General features: G+C 62.2%; 19 protein-coding genes. 1 reads left to right on the forward strand and 18 read right to left on the reverse strand.

What is annotated here, in order from left to right; all coding sequences use genetic code 11:
• Positions 1–463: 463 nt before the first annotated feature.
• The 11 genes from rpsQ to rpsJ are packed head-to-tail and all read right to left on the reverse strand — an operon-like array spanning position 464 to position 5,822.
• The gene (gene rpsQ / locus ABRP34_RS07410; protein WP_076801234.1) at positions 464–769 is read right to left on the reverse strand and encodes a 30S ribosomal protein S17; all 306 of its coding nucleotides are present in this window, start codon (positions 767–769) and stop codon (positions 464–466) included.
• A complete protein-coding gene (gene rpmC, locus ABRP34_RS07415; protein ID WP_003803792.1) occupies positions 766–1,095 on the reverse strand; it encodes a 50S ribosomal protein L29 in 330 nt (109 codons plus the stop codon). Before rpmC ends, rpsQ begins: the two co-directional genes overlap by 4 nt.
• A gap of 2 nt (positions 1,096–1,097) precedes the next feature.
• Entirely contained in the window at positions 1,098–1,514 is a 417-nt protein-coding gene (gene rplP, locus ABRP34_RS07420; RefSeq protein ID WP_003803795.1) for a 50S ribosomal protein L16, read from the reverse strand.
• The gene (gene rpsC / locus ABRP34_RS07425) at positions 1,515–2,351 is read right to left on the reverse strand and encodes a 30S ribosomal protein S3 (RefSeq protein WP_003803796.1); all 837 of its coding nucleotides are present in this window, start codon (positions 2,349–2,351) and stop codon (positions 1,515–1,517) included.
• Positions 2,352–2,717, reverse strand: coding sequence for a 50S ribosomal protein L22 (gene rplV, locus ABRP34_RS07430; protein ID WP_003803798.1), 366 nt, complete (start codon positions 2,715–2,717; stop codon positions 2,352–2,354).
• A 38-nt stretch (positions 2,718–2,755) separates the two neighbouring features.
• Positions 2,756–3,037 (reverse strand): 30S ribosomal protein S19, encoded by a 282-nt coding sequence (gene rpsS, locus ABRP34_RS07435; protein ID WP_003803803.1) that lies wholly within the window; start codon positions 3,035–3,037, stop codon positions 2,756–2,758.
• A 12-nt stretch (positions 3,038–3,049) separates the two neighbouring features.
• The gene (rplB, locus tag ABRP34_RS07440) at positions 3,050–3,889 is read right to left on the reverse strand and encodes a 50S ribosomal protein L2 (RefSeq protein ID WP_003803804.1); all 840 of its coding nucleotides are present in this window, start codon (positions 3,887–3,889) and stop codon (positions 3,050–3,052) included.
• Between the two features lie 29 nt (positions 3,890–3,918).
• On the reverse strand, positions 3,919–4,224 hold the full coding sequence (gene rplW, locus ABRP34_RS07445) for a 50S ribosomal protein L23 (protein WP_003803807.1): 306 nt from the start codon (positions 4,222–4,224) through the stop codon (positions 3,919–3,921).
• Entirely contained in the window at positions 4,221–4,841 is a 621-nt protein-coding gene (gene rplD / locus ABRP34_RS07450) for a 50S ribosomal protein L4 (protein WP_003803809.1), read from the reverse strand. Before rplD ends, rplW begins: the two co-directional genes overlap by 4 nt.
• 4 nt (positions 4,842–4,845) lie before the next feature.
• The gene (gene rplC, locus ABRP34_RS07455; RefSeq protein ID WP_003803812.1) at positions 4,846–5,496 is read right to left on the reverse strand and encodes a 50S ribosomal protein L3; all 651 of its coding nucleotides are present in this window, start codon (positions 5,494–5,496) and stop codon (positions 4,846–4,848) included.
• Positions 5,497–5,513: 17 nt separating this feature from the next.
• A complete protein-coding gene (gene rpsJ, locus ABRP34_RS07460; protein WP_003803825.1) occupies positions 5,514–5,822 on the reverse strand; it encodes a 30S ribosomal protein S10 in 309 nt (102 codons plus the stop codon).
• Positions 5,823–6,217: 395 nt separating this feature from the next.
• Between rpsJ and ABRP34_RS07465 the strand changes: the two genes are divergently transcribed.
• Positions 6,218–7,666, forward strand: a complete 1,449-nt coding sequence (locus tag ABRP34_RS07465) for a GH1 family beta-glucosidase (RefSeq protein WP_353712735.1) — start codon at positions 6,218–6,220, stop codon at positions 7,664–7,666.
• 29 nt (positions 7,667–7,695) lie between these two features.
• Here ABRP34_RS07465 and ABRP34_RS07470 read toward each other — a convergent pair whose 3' ends face one another.
• The 7 genes from ABRP34_RS07470 to rpoB all read right to left on the reverse strand — a co-directional run bounded on the left by ABRP34_RS07470 (position 7,696) and on the right by rpoB (position 20,474).
• A complete protein-coding gene (locus ABRP34_RS07470) occupies positions 7,696–7,821 on the reverse strand; it encodes a hypothetical protein (protein WP_280959913.1) in 126 nt (41 codons plus the stop codon).
• 159 nt (positions 7,822–7,980) lie between these two features.
• A complete protein-coding gene (gene tuf / locus ABRP34_RS07475; protein ID WP_003803827.1) occupies positions 7,981–9,171 on the reverse strand; it encodes an elongation factor Tu in 1,191 nt (396 codons plus the stop codon).
• 243 nt (positions 9,172–9,414) lie between these two features.
• Positions 9,415–11,529, reverse strand: a complete 2,115-nt coding sequence (gene fusA, locus ABRP34_RS07480) for an elongation factor G (RefSeq protein ID WP_003803828.1) — start codon at positions 11,527–11,529, stop codon at positions 9,415–9,417.
• Positions 11,530–11,598: 69 nt separating this feature from the next.
• The gene (gene rpsG / locus ABRP34_RS07485; protein WP_003803829.1) at positions 11,599–12,069 is read right to left on the reverse strand and encodes a 30S ribosomal protein S7; all 471 of its coding nucleotides are present in this window, start codon (positions 12,067–12,069) and stop codon (positions 11,599–11,601) included.
• A gap of 1 nt (position 12,070) precedes the next feature.
• Positions 12,071–12,445: a 30S ribosomal protein S12 gene (gene rpsL / locus ABRP34_RS07490; protein WP_003803830.1), complete on the reverse strand. Its 375-nt coding sequence runs from the start codon at positions 12,443–12,445 to the stop codon at positions 12,071–12,073.
• A 479-nt stretch (positions 12,446–12,924) separates the two neighbouring features.
• Positions 12,925–16,824, reverse strand: coding sequence for a DNA-directed RNA polymerase subunit beta' (locus tag ABRP34_RS07495; RefSeq protein WP_003803831.1), 3,900 nt, complete (start codon positions 16,822–16,824; stop codon positions 12,925–12,927).
• Positions 16,825–16,967: 143 nt separating this feature from the next.
• On the reverse strand, positions 16,968–20,474 hold the full coding sequence (gene rpoB / locus ABRP34_RS07500; protein ID WP_307104323.1) for a DNA-directed RNA polymerase subunit beta: 3,507 nt from the start codon (positions 20,472–20,474) through the stop codon (positions 16,968–16,970).
• Positions 20,475–20,731 lie beyond the last annotated feature (257 nt).

Raw genomic sequence — 20,731 nt, forward strand, 5'->3', positions numbered from 1 at the left:
AAATCTTCCTACGGAATGAGCCTTGCGGAACGGTTGATCGGGGTGTCTCTTGACCTGACTGGATTTTGCCAGACCAGGCCTAAACGCCCGTGCCACAAACAGTTGCTTCCCAAGCCCGTGGAGGCGCAAGGGGGCACTATGCCGTGGCACGATTGTTTACGAGGTTTGCTGTCGGCGCGCAACAGGCGCCATACAAACTCAATATCCTAGCACAGTTGGGGGCCAGCCCCATATCACAGCCCTTGGTGCTCTGCTAAACCACGACGGCGTCACGCACGGCAGCCTTTTAGCGCACCGCCGGTGCCGCTCCCCCGCAATCCCGGCCCGCCGCCGTCGTACGGTCCCCAAAAGAATGCCTGGCGTGACGCACTCCTGCAGCAATTTCCTGCAGGAATGCGGAAACCCCCGCTCCCAAGGGGAACGGGGGTTTCCGGTGCAGCCGCCAAAGGCGGTGCTGCGGGTGTTACTTGGCCTTTTCGAGGATTTCCACGAGCCGCCAGTTCTTGGTGGCGGACAGGGGCCGGGTCTCGGCGATGACAACCAGGTCGCCGATGCCGGCGGTGTTCTGCTCGTCGTGTGCCTTGACCTTGGAGGTGCGGCGGATGACCTTGCCGTACAGGGCGTGCTTCACGCGGTCTTCAACCTGAACAACGATGGTCTTGTCCATCTTGTCAGAGACCACGTAGCCGCGACGCGTCTTACGGTAACCGCGCTGCTCAGCCGTAGCTGCCGTAGCAGTTTCCGTCACGTTCTCGTCCTTTTCACTCACTTGGCGTCCTCCTCGGTCTCAGCCTCGGCCGGCTTTTCAGCCTTCTTAGCTGCAGACTTCTTGGACTTCTTTTCTTCCTTGGCTTCCACAACCGGTGCGGCAACCTCGGCACGAATGCCCAGTTCACGCTCACGGAGAACGGTGTAGATGCGAGCGATGTCCTTCTTTACCGCACGCAGACGACCGTGGTTCTCCAGCTGTCCGGTGGCGGACTGGAAACGCAGGTTGAACAGCTCTTCCTTGGACTTGCGGAGTTCTTCAACGAGACGCTCGTTGTCGAAACCGTCCAGCTGTGCGGGTGCGAGATCCTTCGACCCTACTGCCATTTCTACTCACCACCTTCGCGACGCACAATGCGTGCCTTCAACGGCAGCTTGTGGATTGCCAGGCGCAGGGCCTCGCGAGCTACCTCTTCATTGACACCGGAGAGTTCGAAGAGAACCCGGCCCGGCTTGACGTTGGCGACCCACCACTCCGGCGAACCCTTACCGGAACCCATGCGGGTTTCGGCAGGCTTCTTGGTCAGCGGACGGTCCGGGTAGATGTTGATCCAGACCTTACCGCCACGCTTGATGTGGCGGGTCATCGCGATACGGGCAGATTCGATCTGACGGTTCGTGACGTATGCCGGGCTCAGTGCCTGGATGCCGTACTCACCGAAGGAGACCTTGGTACCGCCCGTAGCAGCGCCGGAACGACCCGGGTGGTGCTGCTTACGGTGCTTGACTCGACGTGGGATAAGCATTTAAGCCTGTCCTCCTTCTGCTGCCTGTGCCGGTGCTGCTGCCTCGGCTGCCGGAGCTGCAGCAGCAGGTGCTGCGTCAGCGGCCGGACGGTCGTTACGACGGCGGCGGTCACCACGGTCAGCGCCACCCGGGCGGCCCGGACGGTCGCCGGAGCGGCCACGGGACGGAGCAGCAGCTGCCTGCTGAGCCAGTTCCTTGGAGGTGACGTCACCTTTGTAGATCCAGACCTTCACGCCGATGCGGCCGAAGGTGGTCTTGGCTTCGTAGAAGCCGTAGTCGATGTTCGCGCGGAGGGTGTGCAGGGGCACACGGCCTTCGCGGTAGAACTCCGAGCGGGACATTTCTGCGCCACCCAGACGGCCCGAGCAAGCGATACGGATACCCTTGGCACCGGCACGCTGAGCGGACTGCATGGCCTTCTTCATCGCACGGCGGAATGCCACGCGGGAAGTCAGCTGCTCTGCAACACCCTGGGCAACAAGCTGGGCTTCCATCTCGGGGTTCTTGACCTCGAGGATGTTCAGCTGGACCTGCTTGCCGGTGAGCTTTTCGAGCTCGCCACGAATGCGGTCTGCCTCGGCGCCGCGGCGGCCGATGACGATGCCCGGACGCGCCGTGTGGATGTCCACGCGGACACGGTCACGGGTGCGCTCGATCTCGACCTTGGCGATGCCGGCGCGCTCCATGCCCGTGGACATGAGCTGGCGGATACGGATGTCTTCGCGAACGAAGTCCTTGTACCGCTGGCCGGACTTGGTGCTGTCAGCGAACCAGTGCGATACGTGATCGGTGGTGATGCCGAGTCGGAACCCGTGCGGGTTTACTTTCTGTCCCACTTAGCGAGCCTCCTCTTTCTCCGGGGTAGCGACTACCACGGTGATGTGGCTGGTGCGCTTCTTGATCTGAAATGCACGACCCTGAGCACGCGGCTGGAACCGCTTCATGGTCGGGCCTTCATCAACAAACGCTTCGCTGATGATGAGGTCACCTTCGTCGAACGCAACACCGTCGCGGTCCGCGAGGACCCGTGCGTTGGAGATTGCCGACTGAACTACCTTGAATACCGGCTCCGAAGCTGCCTGGGGGGCAAACTTCAGAATTGCCAGAGCCTCGTTCGCTTGCTTACCACGAACAAGGTTGACGACGCGCCGGGCCTTCATAGGCGTTACGCGGATGTGGCGCGCAATTGCCTTGGCTTCCATTGCTTTCCTTCTCTCGTCTTTGACGTAAGTGCAGGCGCCTAGCGGCGCTTGCCCTTACGGTCGTCCTTGACATGGCCGCGGAATGTCCGCGTGGGAGCGAATTCGCCGAGCTTGTGCCCGACCATCGACTCGGTGACAAACACCGGGATGTGCTTGCGTCCGTCGTGCACGGCGATCGTGTGCCCGAGCATGTCGGGGATGATCATCGAGCGGCGGGACCAGGTCTTGATGACGTTCTTGGTGCCCTTTTCGTTTTCCCTTGCGACCTTCACAAAGAGGTGCTGGTCAACGAAAGGACCTTTTTTCAGGCTGCGTGGCATGTGTCCAGGCTCCTATCGCTTGTTCTTGCCAGTACGACGGCGACGAACAATAAGCTTGTCGCTCTCTTTGTTGGGGCGGCGGGTACGGCCTTCAGGCTTACCGTTCGGGTTGACCGGGTGACGACCACCGGAGGTCTTACCTTCACCACCACCGTGCGGGTGGTCAACCGGGTTCATGGCGACACCACGGACAGTCGGGCGAACGCCCTTCCACCGCATACGGCCGGCCTTGCCCCAGTTGATGTTCGACTGCTCGGCGTTGCCGACCTCGCCGATCGTGGCGCGGCAGCGCACGTCAACGTTGCGGATTTCGCCGGAGGGCAGACGCAGCTGGGCGAAACGGCCTTCCTTGGCGACGAGCTGAACAGAAGCACCGGCGGAACGTGCCATCTTGGCACCGCCGCCCGGGCGCAGCTCAACCGCGTGGATAACGGTACCCACGGGGATGTTGCGCAGGGGCAGGTTGTTGCCAGGCTTGATGTCCGCGTTGGCGCCGGCTTCCACGAAGTCGCCCTGGGAGAGCTTGTTCGGGGCGATGATGTAGCGCTTGGTGCCATCAACGTAGTGCAGGAGGGCGATGCGAGCCGTGCGGTTCGGATCGTACTCGATTTCGGCAACGCGGGCGTTGACGCCGTCCTTGTCGTGGCGACGGAAGTCGATCAGACGGTACTGGCGCTTGTGTCCACCACCCTTGTGACGGGTGGTGATCTTACCGGTGTTGTTACGGCCGCCCTTTTTGGGCAGCGGACGTACCAACGACTTTTCCGGCGTCGACCGCGTGATTTCGGTGAAGTCAGCTACGCTCGAGCCACGACGGCCCGGCGTAGTCGGCTTGTATTTACGGATTCCCATAATTTATTTCCTCGTTAAAGTGGTCTCCGCTACGCGAGCGGACCGCCGAAGATGTCGATAGTGCCTTCTTTGAGGGTCACAATGGCACGCTTGGTGCTCTTGCGGGTACCCCATCCGAATTTGGTGCGCTTGCGCTTACCGGCACGGTTGATGGTGTTGATCGATTCGACCTTGACGGAGAAGATCTTCTCCACGGCCAGCTTGATCTCGGTCTTGTTCGAGCGGGGGTCCACCAGGAAGGTGTACTTGCCCTCGTCGATCAGGCCGTAGCTCTTTTCCGAGACGACGGGTGCAAGCACAACATCGCGCGGGTCTTTGATGGTGGCTGCGCTCACTTGGCATCCTCCTCGTTCTTTGCAGCCTTGTCAGCAACGAATGCTTCGTAGGCAGCCTTGGTGAAGACTACGTCGTCGGAAACGAGCACGTCGTAGGTGTTCAGCTGGTCCACGTACAGGACGTGGACTTCGGCGAGGTTGCGCACGGAGAGTGCAGCAACGTCGTTCGCGCGCTCGATGACGACCAGCAGGTTCTTGCGCTCGGAGACTCCGCGCAGGACTGCCAGTGCTGCCTTGGAGGACGGCTTGTCGCCGGCAACCAGTTCAGAAACGACGTGGACGCGGCCGTTGCGGGCGCGGTCAGAGAGAGCGCCGCGCAGTGCAGCAGCAATCATCTTCTTGGGGGTCCGCTGGCTGTAGTCACGCGGGGTGGGCCCATGGACAACGCCACCGCCGGTCATGTGCGGAGCACGGATCGAACCCTGACGGGCGCGGCCGGTACCCTTCTGCTTGAACGGCTTGCGGCCTGCACCGGAAACTTCGGCGCGGGTCTTGGTCTTGTGGGTACCCTGGCGAGCAGCAGCGAGCTGGGCAACGACGACCTGGTGCAGCAGCGGCACGTTGGTCTGAACGTCGAAGATCTCTGCAGGCAGGTCAACCTTGACAGTGTTAGCCATTGAACTAGGCTCCCTTCACGGCGGTGCGTACGAGTACGACCTGGCCGCGGGCACCGGGAACGGCGCCCTTGATCAGGAGCAGCGACTTCTCGACGTCAACCGCGTGGACCGTGAGGTTCAGCGTGGTGTGACGAACGGCGCCCATGCGGCCGGCCATTTTCATGCCCTTGAAGACGCGGCTCGGGGTGGATGCTCCACCGATAGAACCGGGCTTACGGTGGTTCTTGTGGGCACCGTGGGAAGCTCCAACGCCGTGGAAGCCGTGACGCTTCATAACACCGGCGAAGCCCTTACCCTTGGTGGTGCCAACGACGTCGATCTTCTGGCCGGCTTCGAAGAGCTCAACAGAAAGCTCCTGGCCCAGCTCGTAAGAGTCAGCATCTGCAGTGCGCAGTTCTACGACGTGGCGGCGAGGCGTGACGCCTGCCTTTTCAAAGTGACCAGCCAGCGGCTTGGTGACCTTGCGGGGATCGATCTGGCCGTAGCCGATCTGAACGGCGACGTAGCCATCAGTCTCTGCGTTGCGCAGCTGGGTGATGACGTTCGAGTCAGCCTGGACAACAGTGACGGGGATGAGCTTGTTGTTCTCGTCCCAGACCTGGGTCATGCCGAGCTTCGTGCCCAGCAGGCCCTTTACGTTACGGGTTGCGGTCATAGTCTCTCAGCACCTCCCTACAGCTTGATTTCGATGTTCACGTCGGCCGGCAGGTCGAGACGCATGAGCGAGTCAACAGCCTTGGGCGTGGGGTCGATGATGTCGATCAGACGCTTGTGCGTGCGCATTTCAAAGTGCTCGCGGCTGTCCTTGTACTTGTGCGGAGAGCGGATAACGCAGTACACGTTCTTCTCCGTGGGCAGCGGCACGGGGCCGACTACCGTTGCGCCTGCGCGCGTGACCGTCTCAACGATCTTCCGTGCTGAAACGTCAATGACCTCGTGGTCGTATGACTTCAGCCGGATGCGGATTTTTTGTCCCGCCATGTCGCCTGACTCTCTTTCAGTAAGTGCTGCTCTGTTTACTTGCGTGTTGTATGGCTGCCGAAGCATTTGAAGTCGTAACTACCACCCGCCGCACAAGCTGAATCCGGATGAATCCGGGTTCCTCAACCTGCCGGCGCACCCGACCCCCGCGGTCGGGCGTGTCGCGCTTTGCACAGCGCGCGAGCCCGCAGTTCCTTGGGGAATTGGGTTATGTTTGGGCTTCAGCCTGGACCCTGACACCCGGCATTATCCGGATCGGGACGCGAAGAAGCGCTTGAACAACTCAACTAGTATGCCGGAATTTATCCGCGGAAGCGAATCGGGGCCCCTGCAGTCCCGTTTCCGCCGCCCCAAGCGTCATTGCCTCCGGCAATCATCGGTTGGATGATGGGTAAATGGCCGTGCACAACGCCGACGCCGGCCTTGCCGCGTCAGTGCAAAACCTCGCCGGACGCCTGCGCCCGGATTTCACGCTGGGCGTTGCTGCCGCCGCCTTCCAGATCGAAGGCGCCCTGGCGGCGGACGGCCGCGGGCCGTCGGGCTGGGACGCCTTTGCGGCCACACCGGGCAACATACTCAATGGTCATTCGCCGGAGGTGGCCTGCGACCACTATAACCGTGTGCCGGAAGACGTTGCCCTGATGCACGAACTCGGCATTGACTCCTACCGCTTCTCGATCTCATGGCCCAGGATCCATCCGGAGGGCCACGGCGCAGCCAACCCGCGGGGCCTGGACTTTTACGACCGGCTGGTTGACCTGCTGCTTGCGGCCGGTATCTCCCCCATGGCCACGCTCTACCACTGGGACACTCCCCTCCCCCTTGAGCGCCATGGCGGGTGGATGAACCGCGCAACGGCCGAGCGCTTCGCCGAGTACGCGGCGGCCGCCGGCAAGCGGCTCGGCGACCGCGGGGCGCAATGGGTCACGCTCAACGAGCCCGTGTCCGTTACGCTGAACGGCTACGCACTCGGCGTCCACGCACCGGGCCGAGACCTGTTGTTCAAGGCGCTCCCGTCGGTCCACCACCAGCTGCTCGGCCACGGGCTCGCGGTCCAGGCCCTGCGCGCGGCCGGCGTGGCCGGAACCATCGGCGTTACCAACCTGCACTCCCCTGTCCGCCCTGCCACCCGGCGGCTGGCGGACCGGCTGCTGGCCAAGGTCTGCGACCTTGTCCTCAACCGTATATACGCCGATCCCATCCTCCTGGGGCGCTACCCCGCCCCGCCGCTTGCCGCCCGCCCATGGTTCAGGTTTTTGTCCCGGACGTCCGACGACGACCTCCGCCTGATCAGCCAGCCGCTCGACTTCTACGGAGTGAATTATTACTACCCCGTGCGCGTCGCCGCAGGCCAGGGACCGACGGACACCCCGGCAGGCAATGCGCAGGCCATGGCAAGGGTACCGTTCCATCTCGCGGCCTTCCCCGAATACGCCACCACCGGGTTCGGCTGGCCGGTGGCGCCGGAGCATCTGGGTATCCTGCTGCGGGAGCTCAAGGACAGGTACGGGGCGGCGTTGCCGCCGGTCTACATCACCGAGAGCGGTGCAAGCTTTCCGGAGCCCGAGCATGTCACCGGCCCCATCGCCGACTCGGGGCGGATCGACTACCTGGCGCATCATCTGGACCAGGCGATGAACGCCACAGCGCCCGGCGGCATCGCAGACGACGTGCAACTCCTCGGCTACTTCGTCTGGACGTTCATGGACAACTTCGAATGGGCGGCCGGGTATTCACAGCGGTTCGGCCTGGTGCATGTGGACTTCGAGACCTTAAAACGGACGCCCAAGAAGTCCTTCTATTGGCTGCAGGCACTCAGCCGGGCGCGGGCTCGCACGGCCTGAGGCCGTGCTGCCGCGTGCGGGCGCCGGAGCTACTGGTTCTTGTTCGCCCGGTTGATCCGCTTGGCTCGTTCAATCTCGTGGCGGAAGTGCTTCCTCGCCCAAACCACGCCCACCACCACGGCGGCAACCACCAGCAGGAAAATTAGCCAACCCATGATGCTCCCTCTTTGTCATCTGTCGCGAGCACCAACCATATCAGGGGGCAGGGCACGCCCCGCAGGCAGGAACTGCAGATACAAAAACAGCCCCGCTGCCAGGAGCAGCGGGGCTGTTTTCGAAGATCAGGCCGATAGACGACCCGCAATCAGCAAGAGTTACTTGATGATCTTGGTGACACGTCCCGAACCAACGGTGCGGCCGCCTTCACGGATAGCGAAGCCGAGGCCCTCTTCCATAGCGATCGGCTGGATGAGCGCAACGGTCATCTCAGTGTTGTCGCCGGGCATAACCATTTCCGTGCCTTCCGGCAGGGTGATAACGCCGGTTACGTCCGTGGTACGGAAGTAGAACTGCGGGCGGTAGTTCGAGTAGAACGGGTTGTGACGTCCGCCTTCGTCCTTGGAGAGGATGTAGACGTTGGCCTCGAAGTCGGTGTGCGGGGTGATGGAACCCGGCTTGACGACAACCTGGCCACGCTCGACGTCGTCGCGCTTCAGACCGCGGAGCAGGAGGCCACAGTTCTCGCCGGCCCATGCTTCGTCGAGCTGCTTGTGGAACATCTCGATACCGGTAACCGTGGTCTTCTGGACCGGGCGGATACCAACGATCTCGACCTCAGAGTTGATGGCGAGGGTACCGCGCTCGGCGCGACCCGTCACGACGGTGCCACGACCGGTGATCGTGAAGACGTCTTCGATCGGCATCAGGAACGGCTTGTCGCGGTCACGTACGGGGTCCGGAACGGACTCGTCGACAGCAGCCATCAGGTCCTCAACGGACTTGACCCACTCCGGGTCGCCTTCCAGGGCCTTCAGGCCGGAAACGCGGACAACCGGTGCTTCGTCGCCGTCGAAGCCCTGCGAGCTCAGGAGCTCACGAACTTCCATTTCAACGAGGTCGAGGAGTTCCTCGTCGTCAACCATGTCTGCCTTGTTCAGCGCGACCAGCAGGTAGGGAACACCAACCTGGCGGGCGAGCAGAACGTGCTCGCGGGTCTGAGCCATCGGACCGTCAGTAGCGGCAACCACGAGGATCGCGCCGTCCATCTGAGCAGCACCGGTGATCATGTTCTTGATGTAGTCAGCGTGACCCGGAGCGTCTACGTGTGCGTAGTGGCGCTTCTCGGTCTGGTACTCAACGTGGGAGATGTTGATGGTAATGCCGCGCTGACGCTCTTCGGGAGCAGAGTCAATCGACGCGAAGTCACGCTTCTCGTTGAGAGTCGGGTACTTGTCGTACAGCACCTTGGAAATGGCGGCCGTCAACGTCGTCTTACCGTGGTCAACGTGACCGATGGTACCGATGTTAACGTGCGGCTTAGTCCGCTCGAACTTTGCCTTTGCCACAGGTTCCTCCTAGAACGTTTTTCAAATGGCTTACCTTCAACCGCGCTTATCGCGGCAGAAACTCCAGTAAGTCTACTTGGGGGCTTTGGATTGGTGAAATTGCAGATTCAGGAACTAATACTAGTGCCTAGAGCCTGTTCGTGCTGATGGCCGGAACCGGGCCGGAACCAGCGTTCCGGCCATCTGCACTAAGTGTGTTCCGCAGGGGAAACGCACCGGGTTTTTCGCAGCTTGTCGCGTGGACTATTCGCCGCGGGACTTCTGGATGATCTCGTCGGCAACTGCCTTCGGGACCTCGGCGTAGCTGTTGAACGTCATGGAGTACACAGCGCGGCCCTGGGTCTTCGAACGCAGGTCACCGATGTAGCCGAACATGCCGGACAGCGGTACGTGTGCGCGGACAACCTTGACGCCCTGGGCATCCTCCATGGACTGCATCTGGCCACGGCGGGAGTTGAGGTCACCGATAACTTCACCCATGTATTCCTCAGGGGTGCGGACCTCGACATCCATCAGCGGTTCGAGCAGAACAGGGTTCGCCTTGCGTGCGGCTTCCTTGAAAGCCATACGGCCGGCGATCTTGAACGCCATTTCCGAGGAGTCAACATCGTGGTAGGCGCCGTCAACCAGCGTTGCCTTGATGCCAACAACCGGGTAACCGGCCAGGACACCGTCGTTCAGTGCGTCCTGGATACCGGCGTCCACCGACGGGATGTACTCGCGCGGAACACGGCCACCAGTGACCTTGTTCTCGAACTCGTACAGCTCGCCTTCCGCAGTGTCCAGCGGCTCGATCGCGATCTGGATCTTTGCGAACTGGCCGGAACCACCGGTCTGCTTCTTGTGCGTGTAGTCGTGACGCTCAACGGCACGCTTGATGGTTTCGCGGTAAGCGACCTGCGGCTTGCCAACGTTGGCCTCGACCTTGAATTCGCGGCGCATGCGGTCCACCAGGATGTCCAGGTGGAGCTCGCCCATGCCGGCGATGATGGTCTGGCCGGTGTCTTCGTTGAGGGAGACCTGGAAGGTCGGGTCCTCAGCGGAGAGCTTCTGGATGGCCGTGGAGAGCTTCTCCTGGTCACCCTTGGTGTTGGGTTCGATGGCAACCGAGATCACGGGCTCCGGGAAGCTCATGGACTCGAGGACGATCTGGTTGCTGGAGTCGCACAGGGTGTCGCCCGTGGTGGTGTCCTTCAGACCGATCGCTGCGTAGATGTGGCCGGCGGTAGCGCCCTCAACGGGCATTTCCTTGTTGGCGTGCATCTGGAACAGCTTGCCGATGCGCTCCTTCTTGCCCTTGGTGGAGTTGACCACCTGCGCGCCTGCTTCCACGTGACCGGAGTACACGCGGATGAAGGTGAGCTGGCCGAAGAACGGGTGCGCCGCAATCTTGAACGCCAGAGCGGAGAACGGCTCTTCGGCGGACGGCTTGCGGGTCAGTTCCTTCTCTTCGTCGCGGGGATCGTGACCGATCATCGGCGGGACGTCGAGCGGGTTCGGCAGGTAGTCGACGACTGCATCGAGCATCGGCTGAACGCCACGGTTCTTGAACGCGGAACCACAGAACACCGGGTAGAGCTCGGAGTTGATCGTCATCTTGCGGATGCCGGCCTTGAGTTCGTCGATGGTGAGTTCTTCACCTTCGAGGTACTTCTCCATGAGTTCTTCGGAGGCCTCTGCAACGGTCTCCACGAGGGTTGAACGGTATTCCTCGGCCTTGGCCTTGAGGTCTTCCGGAATCTCGCGGATTTCGTACTTGGCGCCCATGGTGACGTCACCCTTGGCATCGCCGGGCCACACCAGTGCGCGCATGTAGAGCAGGTCCACGACGCCGATGAAGTCGTTCTCGGCACCGATGGGCAGCTGCATGACCAGCGGCTTGGCACCGAGGCGGCTGATGATGGTGTCTACGGTGAAGTAGAAGTCAGCGCCCAGCTTGTCCATCTTGTTGACGAAGCAGATACGCGGAACGTTGTACTTGTCAGCCTGGCGCCATACGGTCTCAGACTGCGGCTCAACGCCTTCCTTGCCATCGAAGACGGCAACGGCACCGTCGAGGACGCGCAGGGAGCGCTCAACCTCAACCGTGAAGTCCACGTGGCCCGGGGTGTCGATGATGTTGATCTGGTTGTTTTCCCAGAAGCAGGTCACGGCGGCAGACGTGATGGTGATGCCGCGTTCCTTTTCCTGTTCCATCCAGTCGGTGGTCGAAGCGCCGTCGTGCGTTTCGCCAATCTTGTGGTTCACACCTGTGTAGAACAGAATGCGCTCGGTGGTGGTGGTCTTGCCGGCATCGATGTGGGCCATGATGCCGATGTTGCGGACCTTACTAAGGTCTGTAAGCACGTCCTGTGCCACGGTGTCTCCCTTTCGGATGGACTACGCGTTCGCCGCCGGCTCGTCTGAGCCGGCGGCGTACGGGAAGTTTTACCAGCGGTAGTGGGCGAAGGCCTTGTTGGACTCGGCCATCTTGTGGGTGTCTTCGCGACGCTTCACAGCGGCACCGAGACCGTTCGAGGCATCCAGGATTTCGTTCTGGAGACGCTCGGTCATCGTCTTTTCGCGGCGGGCCTTGGAGTAGCCGACCAGCCAACGCAGGGCGAGGGCGGTGGAGCGGCCCGGCTTGACCTCAACCGGAACCTGGTAGGTGGCGCCACCGACACGGCGGGAGCGGACCTCGAGGGAAGGCTTGACGTTGTCCATGGCCTTCTTCAGGGCTGCGACGGGGTCGCCGCCGGACTTCGCGCGTGCACCTTCGAGGGCACCGTAAACGATGCGCTCTGCGGTGGACTTCTTGCCGTCAACCAGCACCTTGTTGATCAGCTGGGTGACCAGCGGGGAGCCATAGACGGGATCTGATACGAGCGGCCGCTTGGGGGCCGGACCCTTGCGAGGCATATTACTTCTTCTCCATCTTTGCGCCGTAGCGGCTGCGTGCCTGCTTACGGTTCTTGACACCCTGGGTATCGAGGGCACCGCGGACGATCTTGTAGCGGACGCCGGGAAGGTCCTTCACACGACCACCACGGACGAGCACAATGGAGTGCTCCTGGAGGTTGTGGCCAACACCGGGGATGTAGGCGGTAACTTCGATGCCACCGTTGAGGCGCACACGTGCAACCTTACGCAGAGCCGAGTTCGGCTTCTTCGGGGTGGTGGTGTAGACGCGGGTGCAAACACCGCGGCGCATCGGGCTGCCCTTAAGCGCGGGGGCCTTGGTCTTTGAGACCTTCGGCGTGCGGCCCTTGCGGACCAGCTGGTTAATCGTAGGCACTTTCGTGTTCTCCGTTTTATCCGGAGCGGCCTCTGACAGCCGCTCTCCTGTTTCTTTGCCTCGCCGCCCGAGCTTTGAAGAAGTCTCCAGAGCAGCTGAGGCGAAGCCTTGATGTCGGATTCGCATAAGGAGGACGCTGCAGCTCGCGGCCGCAATTGTCCCTAGGCATGCGAAAATGTGGCATACGTTGCACAAGAACCCTGCAAACCGGAAACGTCGCTCTCGGTTCTGCTTTTCAGCTGATACAGCCTTCTAGCTAACACCGGGCGCACTCATCCACTGCCACAATAACAATTGGTCTCAAGTCTAGCACGGACTGCCCTGAGTCCTTAATCGGCCCCTAGTCCCCCATCGATTGCTCCGGTAACGCCGTTTAGGATCCCCAAAAGGGCGTTACCGGAACAATCGATGGGTTAAACGGGAATGGCCCCACACCTTGCGGTGGGGGCCATCCGTCGTCAGGCAGTGATTACCGGTGGCTACCGGAAGTCGTTGCCGAGGTCGTAGTCATCCAGCGGGATGGCGTGGAACTCAGGAGCTCCGTCACCGCCCAGCGTGTCGTAAGAGAAATCGCTGAATGCGCTCGGGCCGGTGAACAGGTTGGCCTTTGCTTCCTCAGTCGGTTCCACCGTGATCTCGGTGTAGCGCGGGAGACCCGTGCCGGCCGGGATCAGCTTACCGATGATGACGTTCTCCTTGAGGCCGAGCAGCGGATCGCTCTTGCCTTCCATGGCCGCCTGCGTCAGGACGCGGGTGGTCTCCTGGAAGGATGCTGCGGACAGCCAGGACTCGGTGGCCAGCGACGCCTTGGTGATACCCATGAGCTCGGGACGTCCGGAAGCCGGAGTCTTGCCCTCGGATACAACGCGGCGGTTGGCGTCCTCGAACCGGCTGCGCTCGGCCAGCTCACCCGGGAGCAGGTCGGAGTCGCCGGATTCGATGACCGTGACGCGGCGCAGCATCTGGCGGACGATGACTTCCACGTGCTTGTCGTGGATGCCAATGCCCTGGCTGCGGTACACGCCCTGCACTTCGTCCACGAGGAACTTCTGTGCGGCACGCGGACCCATGATGCGCAGGACCTGCTTCGGGTCGACCGGACCGTTGATGAGCTTCTGGCCCACCGACACGTGCTGGCCGTCCTCGATCAGGAGACGCGACCGGCGCAGGACCGGGTAGGCGATCTCTTCGGAACCGTCGTCCGGAGTGATCACCAGGCGCATCTGACGCTCGGATTCCTCGATGGTGATGCGTCCGGCTGCTTCCGCAATCGGCGCCACACCCTTCGGGGTACGGGCTTCGAAGAGCTCCTGGATACGGGGCAGACCCTGGGTGATGTCGTCGCCACCGCTGGCGGAAACAGCACCACCGGTGTGGAACGTACGCATGGTCAGCTGGGTGCCGGGTTCACCGATGGACTGTGCGGCGATGATGCCCACGGCTTCACCAATATCCACGGTCTTGCCGGTGGCCAGCGAACGGCCGTAGCACAGGGCACAGGTTCCGACGCTGGACTCACAGGTGAGCACGGAGCGGACCTTGACCTCGGTGATGCCGGCTGCGAACAGCTCAGCGATCACGACGTCACCGCAGTCTGTGCCGGCCGGAGCCAGGACGTTGCCCTTGGAGTCGACGACGTCCACGGCCAGCGTACGGGCGTAGGCGCTGTTCTCGACGTTCTCGTCCAGGGTCAGCTCACCGTTGGCGTCAGCCACGGCGATCGGCGTGACGAGGCCGCGTTCGGTGCCGCAGTCCTCTTCACGGACGATGACGTCCTGCGAAACGTCCACCAGACGACGGGTCAGGTAACCCGAGTTGGCGGTACGCAGCGCGGTGTCGGCAAGACCCTTACGTGCACCGTGCGTGGCGATGAAGTATTCCAGCACCGACAGGCCCTCACGGTAGGAGGACTTGATCGGACGCGGGATGATTTCACCCTTCGGGTTGGCCACCAGGCCACGGATACCCGCGATCTGACGGACCTGCATCCAGTTACCACGTGCACCGGAGGACACCATGCGGTTGATGGTGTTCATCGGCGACAGGCTGTCGCGCATGGCCTGGGCGATCTCGTTGGTTGCCTTGTTCCAGATCTCGATCAGTTCCTGGCGACGCTCGTCGTCGTCGATCAGGCCCTTGTCGTACTGTCCCTGGATCTTGGCGGCGCGCTCCTCGTATCCGGCCAGGATGGCCGGCTTGGCCTCCGGAACCTCGATGTCGGAGATGGCGACGGTGACGCCCGAGCGGGTGGCCCAGTAGAAACCGGCATCCTTCAGGTTGTCCAGCGTTGCGGCCGTGACAACCTTCGGGTAGCGCTCCGCGAGGTCGTTGACGATGCGGGACAGCTCGCCCTTGTCGGCAACAGCCTCAACCCACGGGTAGTCCTCGGGCAGGGTCTCGTTGAAGAGAACCTGGCCCAGGGAGGTGTCCACCAGTGCGGGCTGACCCTGCTCCCAGCCTTCCGGAGCTTCCCAGCCGGCGTAAGGAACAAAGCCCTCAAGGCGGATCTTGACCTGGGAGTTCAGGTGCAGCTCGTGTGCGTCGAAGGCCATGATGGCCTCGGACACGGAGCCGAAGATCCGTCCTTCACCGGCTGAACCCACGCGCTTGGTGGTCAGGTGGTAGAGGCCGATGATCATATCCTGCGAAGGCAGGGTCACCGGGCGGCCGTCGGACGGCTTCAGGATGTTGTTGGACGACAGCATCAGGATGCGTGCCTCAGCCTGGGCTTCGGGGCTCAGCGGCAGGTGGACTGCCATCTGGTCGCCGTCGAAGTCAGCGTTGAACGCGCCACAAACCAGCGGGTGAAGCTGGATGGCCTTGCCTTCAACAAGCTGCGGCTCGAATGCCTGGATGCCGAGGCGGTGCAGGGTAGGTGCACGGTTGAGCAGCACCGGGTGTTCGGTGATGATCTCTTCGAGCACGTCCCAGACCTGCGGACGGTAACGCTCGACCATGCGCTTGGCCGACTTGATGTTCTGGGCGTGGTTGAGGTCAACCAGGCGCTTCATCACGAACGGCTTGAAGAGCTCCAGAGCCATCTGCTTGGGCAGGCCACACTGGTGCAGCTTCAGCTGCGGGCCGACGACGATGACCGAACGGCCGGAGTAGTCGACGCGCTTGCCGAGGAGGTTCTGGCGGAAACGGCCCTGCTTGCCCTTGAGCATGTCGCTCAGGGACTTCAGCGGACGGTTGCCCGGTCCGGTGACCGGACGGCCGCGGCGGCCGTTGTCGAAGAGGCTGTCAACAGCTTCCTGAAGCATGCGCTTCTCGTTGTTGACGATGATCTCCGGAGCACCGAGGTCAAGCAGTCGCTTGAGTCGGTTGTTGCGGTTGATCACGCGGCGGTAGAGGTCGTTGAGGTCGGAGGTCGCGAAGCGGCCACCGTCCAGCTGGACCATCGGGCGCAGTTCCGGCGGGATCACCGGGACGGCGTCCAGCACCATGCCGAGCGGGCTGTTGTTGGTGGTCAGGAACGCGTTGACCACCTTCAGGCGCTTCAGGGCGCGGGTCTTGCGCTGGCCCTTGCCGTTGGCGATGATGTCGCGCAGGTTGTCGGACTCGGCCTGCATGTCGAAGTTCTCAAGACGCTTCTTGATGGCCTCGGCACCCATGGAGCCTTCGAAGTACATGCCGTAGCGGTCACGCAGTTCGCGGTACAGGCCCTCGTCACCTTCGAGGTCGGCGACCTTCAGGTTCTTGAAGCGGTCCCAGACTTGTTCGAGGCGCTCGATCTCGGCGTCGGCACGCTTGCGGACGTTCGCCATTTGGCGGTCAGCGGAGTCGCGTGCCTTCTTCTTGTCGGCAGCCTTGGCACCCTCGCCCTCGAGACGGGCAAGCTCGTTCTCAAGGTCGCGGGCGATCGCGGCGATGTCGGAGTCGCGGTTGTCGATCAGCTGCTTCTTCTCGACGTCGTGCTCAACCTGCAGGTTGGGCAGTTCCGCGTGGCGGTTTTCTTCGTCGACGCTGGTGATCATGTAGGCAGCGAAGTAGATGACCTTTTCGAGGTCCTTCGGAGCCAGGTCAAGGAGGTAGCCCAGACGGGACGGAACACCCTTGAAGTACCAGATGTGGGTGACGGGAGCAGCCAGTTCAATGTGGCCCATGCGCTCACGGCGCACCTTGGCGCGGGTGACCTCAACGCCACACCGCTCACAGATGATGCCCTTGAAGCGCACGCGCTTGTACTTGCCGCAGTAGCATTCCCAGTCACGGGACGGGCCGAAGATCTTCTCGCAGAAGAGGCCGTCCTTCTCGGGCTTGAGCGTGCGGTAGTTGATGGTTTCCGGCTTCTTAACCTCGCCGTACGACCAGCCGCGGATGTCTTCCGCGGTGGCGAGGCCGATCTGCATGAGGCCGAAGGAGGATTCGCTGGACATATGGTCCCTGTTCTCTCTTGTTCTCTAAATTCTGAAGTCTTGGATTCGGTGAGGTTTCGACAAGCTCAACCACCGGTATCCGGTTACGGGAAAGGGTCGAGAGGCCGACGACGGGTGGTCACCACCCGCCGTCGGGACCCCTGCTAGACCTCTTCTACGGAGCTGGGCTCTGCACGAGACAGATCGATGCCCAGTTCTTCCGCAGCCGTGAAGACTGCGTCATCAGAGTCACGCATTTCAATTGTGGTTCCGTCCGTGGAAAGCACTTCCACGTTCAGGCACAGCGACTGCATTTCCTTGATCAACACCTTGAAGGATTCGGGAACACCCGGCTCAGGGATGTTCTCGCCCTTGACGATCGCCTCGTAGACCTTCACACGGCCGTGGATGTCATCGGACTTGATCGTGAGCAGTTCCTGGAGCGTGTAGGCGGCGCCGTAAGCTTCGAGCGCCCACACTTCCATTTCACCGAATCGCTGGCCACCGAACTGTGCCTTACCACCCAGCGGCTGCTGCGTGATCATGGAGTACGGGCCGGTGGAGCGGGCGTGGATCTTGTCGTCCACCAGGTGGTGGAGCTTCAGGATGTACATGTAGCCGACCGAGATCGGATCCGGGAACGGCTCGCCGGAGCGGCCGTCGAACAGGCGCGTCTTGCCCGAGGAGTTGATCAGGCGTTCGCCGTCACGGGTCGGGTTGGTGGAGTCCAGCAGCCCGGTGATTTCCTCTTCGCGGGCGCCGTCGAAGACCGGCGTTGCAACAGTGGTCTGGCCACTCTCGCGCGGCAGGTTCGGCAGCTGCTTGGCCCACTCCGGCTCGCCTTCGATCTTCCAGCCCGTCTTGGCAACCCAGCCGAGGTGCGTTTCCAGCACCTGGCCGACGTTCATACGGCCCGGAACACCCAGCGGGTTCAGGACGATGTCAACGGGGGTACCGTCGGCAAGGAAGGGCATGTCCTCGATCGGGAGGATCTTGGAGATAACACCCTTGTTGCCGTGGCGGCCGGCGAGCTTGTCGCCGTCGGTGATCTTGCGCTTGGCAGCCACGTAGACGCGGACCAGCTGGTTGACGCCCGGGGGCAGTTCGTCGTCGTTGTCGCGGTCGAAGACGCGCACGCCGATGACGGTGCCGGACTCGCCGTGCGGAACCTTCAGGGAGGTGTCGCGGACTTCGCGGGACTTCTCACCGAAGATGGCGCGGAGCAGGCGCTCTTCCGGGGTCAGTTCGGTTTCACCCTTCGGGGTGACCTTTCCGACCAGGATGTCGCCGGCTTCAACCTCGGCACCGATGTGAATGATGCCGCGCTCGTCCAGGCCAGCCAGGACTTCCTCGGACACGTTGGGGATGTCACGGGTGATTTCCTCAGCACCGAGCTTGGTGTCGCGGGCATCGATCTCGTGCTCCTCGATGTGGATGGAGGAAAGGACGTCCTCTGCCACGATGCGCTGGGACAGGATGATGGCATCCTCGAAGTTGTGGCCTTCCCATGACATGAATGCCACGAGCAGGTTCTTACCGAGGGCGAGCTCGCCCTGGTCCGTTGCCGGGCCGTCAGCGATGATGCCGCCAACTTCCAGGCGCTGGCCTTCGTTCACCAGGACACGGTTGTTGTAGCAGTTGCCCTGGTTGGAGCGGGCGAACTTGTTGATGCGGTAGTTGGTTTCCGTACCGTCGTCGTTGAGCATGACGACCAGCTCAGCGGAGACCTCGGTAACCACACCGGCCTTCTTCGCGATGGTGACGTCGCCTGCGTCGACGGCGGCAGCACGCTCCATGCCGGTACCCACGAACGGGGCCTCGGAACGGACCAGCGGCACAGCCTGGCGCTGCATGTTGGCACCCATGAGTGCACGGTTGGCGTCGTCGTGCTCAAGGAACGGGATCAGGGCGGTTGCCACGGACACCATCTGGCGCGGGGAAACATCCATGAACTGAACATCAGCAGCGGGAACGAGCACGGGCTCGCCTCCACCACCGCGGGCACGGACCAGGACGGTCTCTTCAGCGAAGCGCTTGTTCTCGTCGAGCGGAGCGTTGGCCTGTGCGATCAGGACCTCTGCCTCGTCGTCGGCCGTGAGGTACTGGACGTCGTCGGAGACGACCCCATCCTTGACCAGGCGGTACGGCGTCTCGATGAAACCGAACGGGTTGATGCGGCCGTAGGATGCCAGCGAGCCGATCAGACCAATGTTCGGGCCTTCAGGGGTTTCGATGGGGCACATACGTCCGTAGTGGGACGGGTGGACGTCTCGGACTTCCATGCCGGCACGGTCACGGGACAGACCGCCGGGGCCAAGCGCGGAGAGGCGGCGCTTGTGGGTAAGGCCCGAGAGCGGGTTGTTCTGGTCCATGAACTGGGACAGCTGGGAGGTTCCGAAGAACTCCTTGATGGCTGCCACAACGGGACGGATGTTGATCAGGGTCTGCGGCGTGATGGCCTCGACGTCCTGCGTGGTCATGCGTTCGCGGACGACGCGCTCCATGCGGGACAGGCCGGTGCGGACCTGGTTCTCGATGAGCTCGCCTACGGCGCGGATGCGGCGGTTGCCGAAGTGGTCGATGTCATCGATCTCGACGCGCAGCTCGTGGTCTTCACCGTCGCGCTTGCCCATGAGGGTCTTCTCGCCGGCGTGCAGCGCGACGAGGAACTTGATCATGGCCACGATGTCTTCAACGTGCAGGACCGAGGCTTCCTTGTCGCCAAGGGAGCGGTCGATGCCAAGCTTGCGGTTGATCTTGTAGCGGCCAACCTTGGCCAGATCGTAGCGCTTGGAGTTGAAGTACAGGTTGTCCAGCAGGGACTGGGCAGCCTCGACTGTGGGCGGCTCGCCCGGACGCAGCTTGCGGTAGATGTCCAGCAGGGCGTCTTCGCGGGTTTCGGTGGCGTCCTTCTCCAGCGTTGCACGCATGGAGTCGTACTGGCCGAACTCCTCGAGGATCTGGCCTTCAGTCCAGCCGAGGGCCTTCAGCAGCACCGTGACCGACTGCTTGCGCTTGCGGTCGAGGCGCACGCCGACCTGGTCGCGCTTGTCGATCTCGAGCTCGAACCAGGCGCCGCGGGACGGAATGATCTTTGCGGTAAAGATGTCCTTGTCGCTGGTCTTGTCGGCGGCGCGCTCAAAGTAGGCGCCCGGGGAACGGACCAGCTGGGAAACGACGACACGCTCGGTGCCGTTGACGACGAAGGTGCCCTTCTCGGTCATCAGCGGGAAGTCACCCATGAACACGGTCTGCTGCTTGATTTCGCCCGTGTTGTTGTTCATGAATTCGGCCTTGACGTACAGCGGTGCCGAGTACGTAGCGTCCCGGTCCTTGCATTCAGCCATGGTGTACTTCGGATCAGCGAACTCCGGATCGGAGAAGCTCAGGGACATGGTGCCCTGGAAGTCCTCAATCGGGGAGATCTCTTCGAAGATGTCGGAAAGACCGGAGGTGGTGGCGACGCTCAGGTCGCCTTCTTCGACGGCCTTCGCAACGCGGGCCTGCCAGCGTTCATTTCCGACCAGCCAGTCGAAGCTGTCCGTCTGCAGGGCAAGCAGATTCGGAACGTCAAGAGGTTCGTGAATCTTTGCGAATGAGAGCCGGCGAGTCGCACCATCGGTGCTTGCCGTATTAGCGGTTTCGTTATTAGAGGTGCTCGAGGCGACCAAGAGGGATCCTTCCACAGACCTTCAGGCGTTTTCAGATCTCCCCCGCTTTTCACCCTGCGGAGTGACTCCGCAGTGCTACCATCCGGTTCCGCTATATGACCCGGAACCTGGTGCTGCCCATGCTGGTGACGTTGTTCACGGCACATTGATGGAACAGCTAACAGGCTAAGCCCACCGCTATATGAAGGCTGAAGGTAAACAGGGAAGACGCAAATATCTACGATACGGCAAAACCCCACGCGTGTCTACCCCACTTG

The sequence above is a fragment of the Arthrobacter sp. K5 genome, assembly GCF_040448525.1.
Lineage (GTDB): Bacteria > Actinomycetota > Actinomycetes > Actinomycetales > Micrococcaceae > Arthrobacter > Arthrobacter globiformis.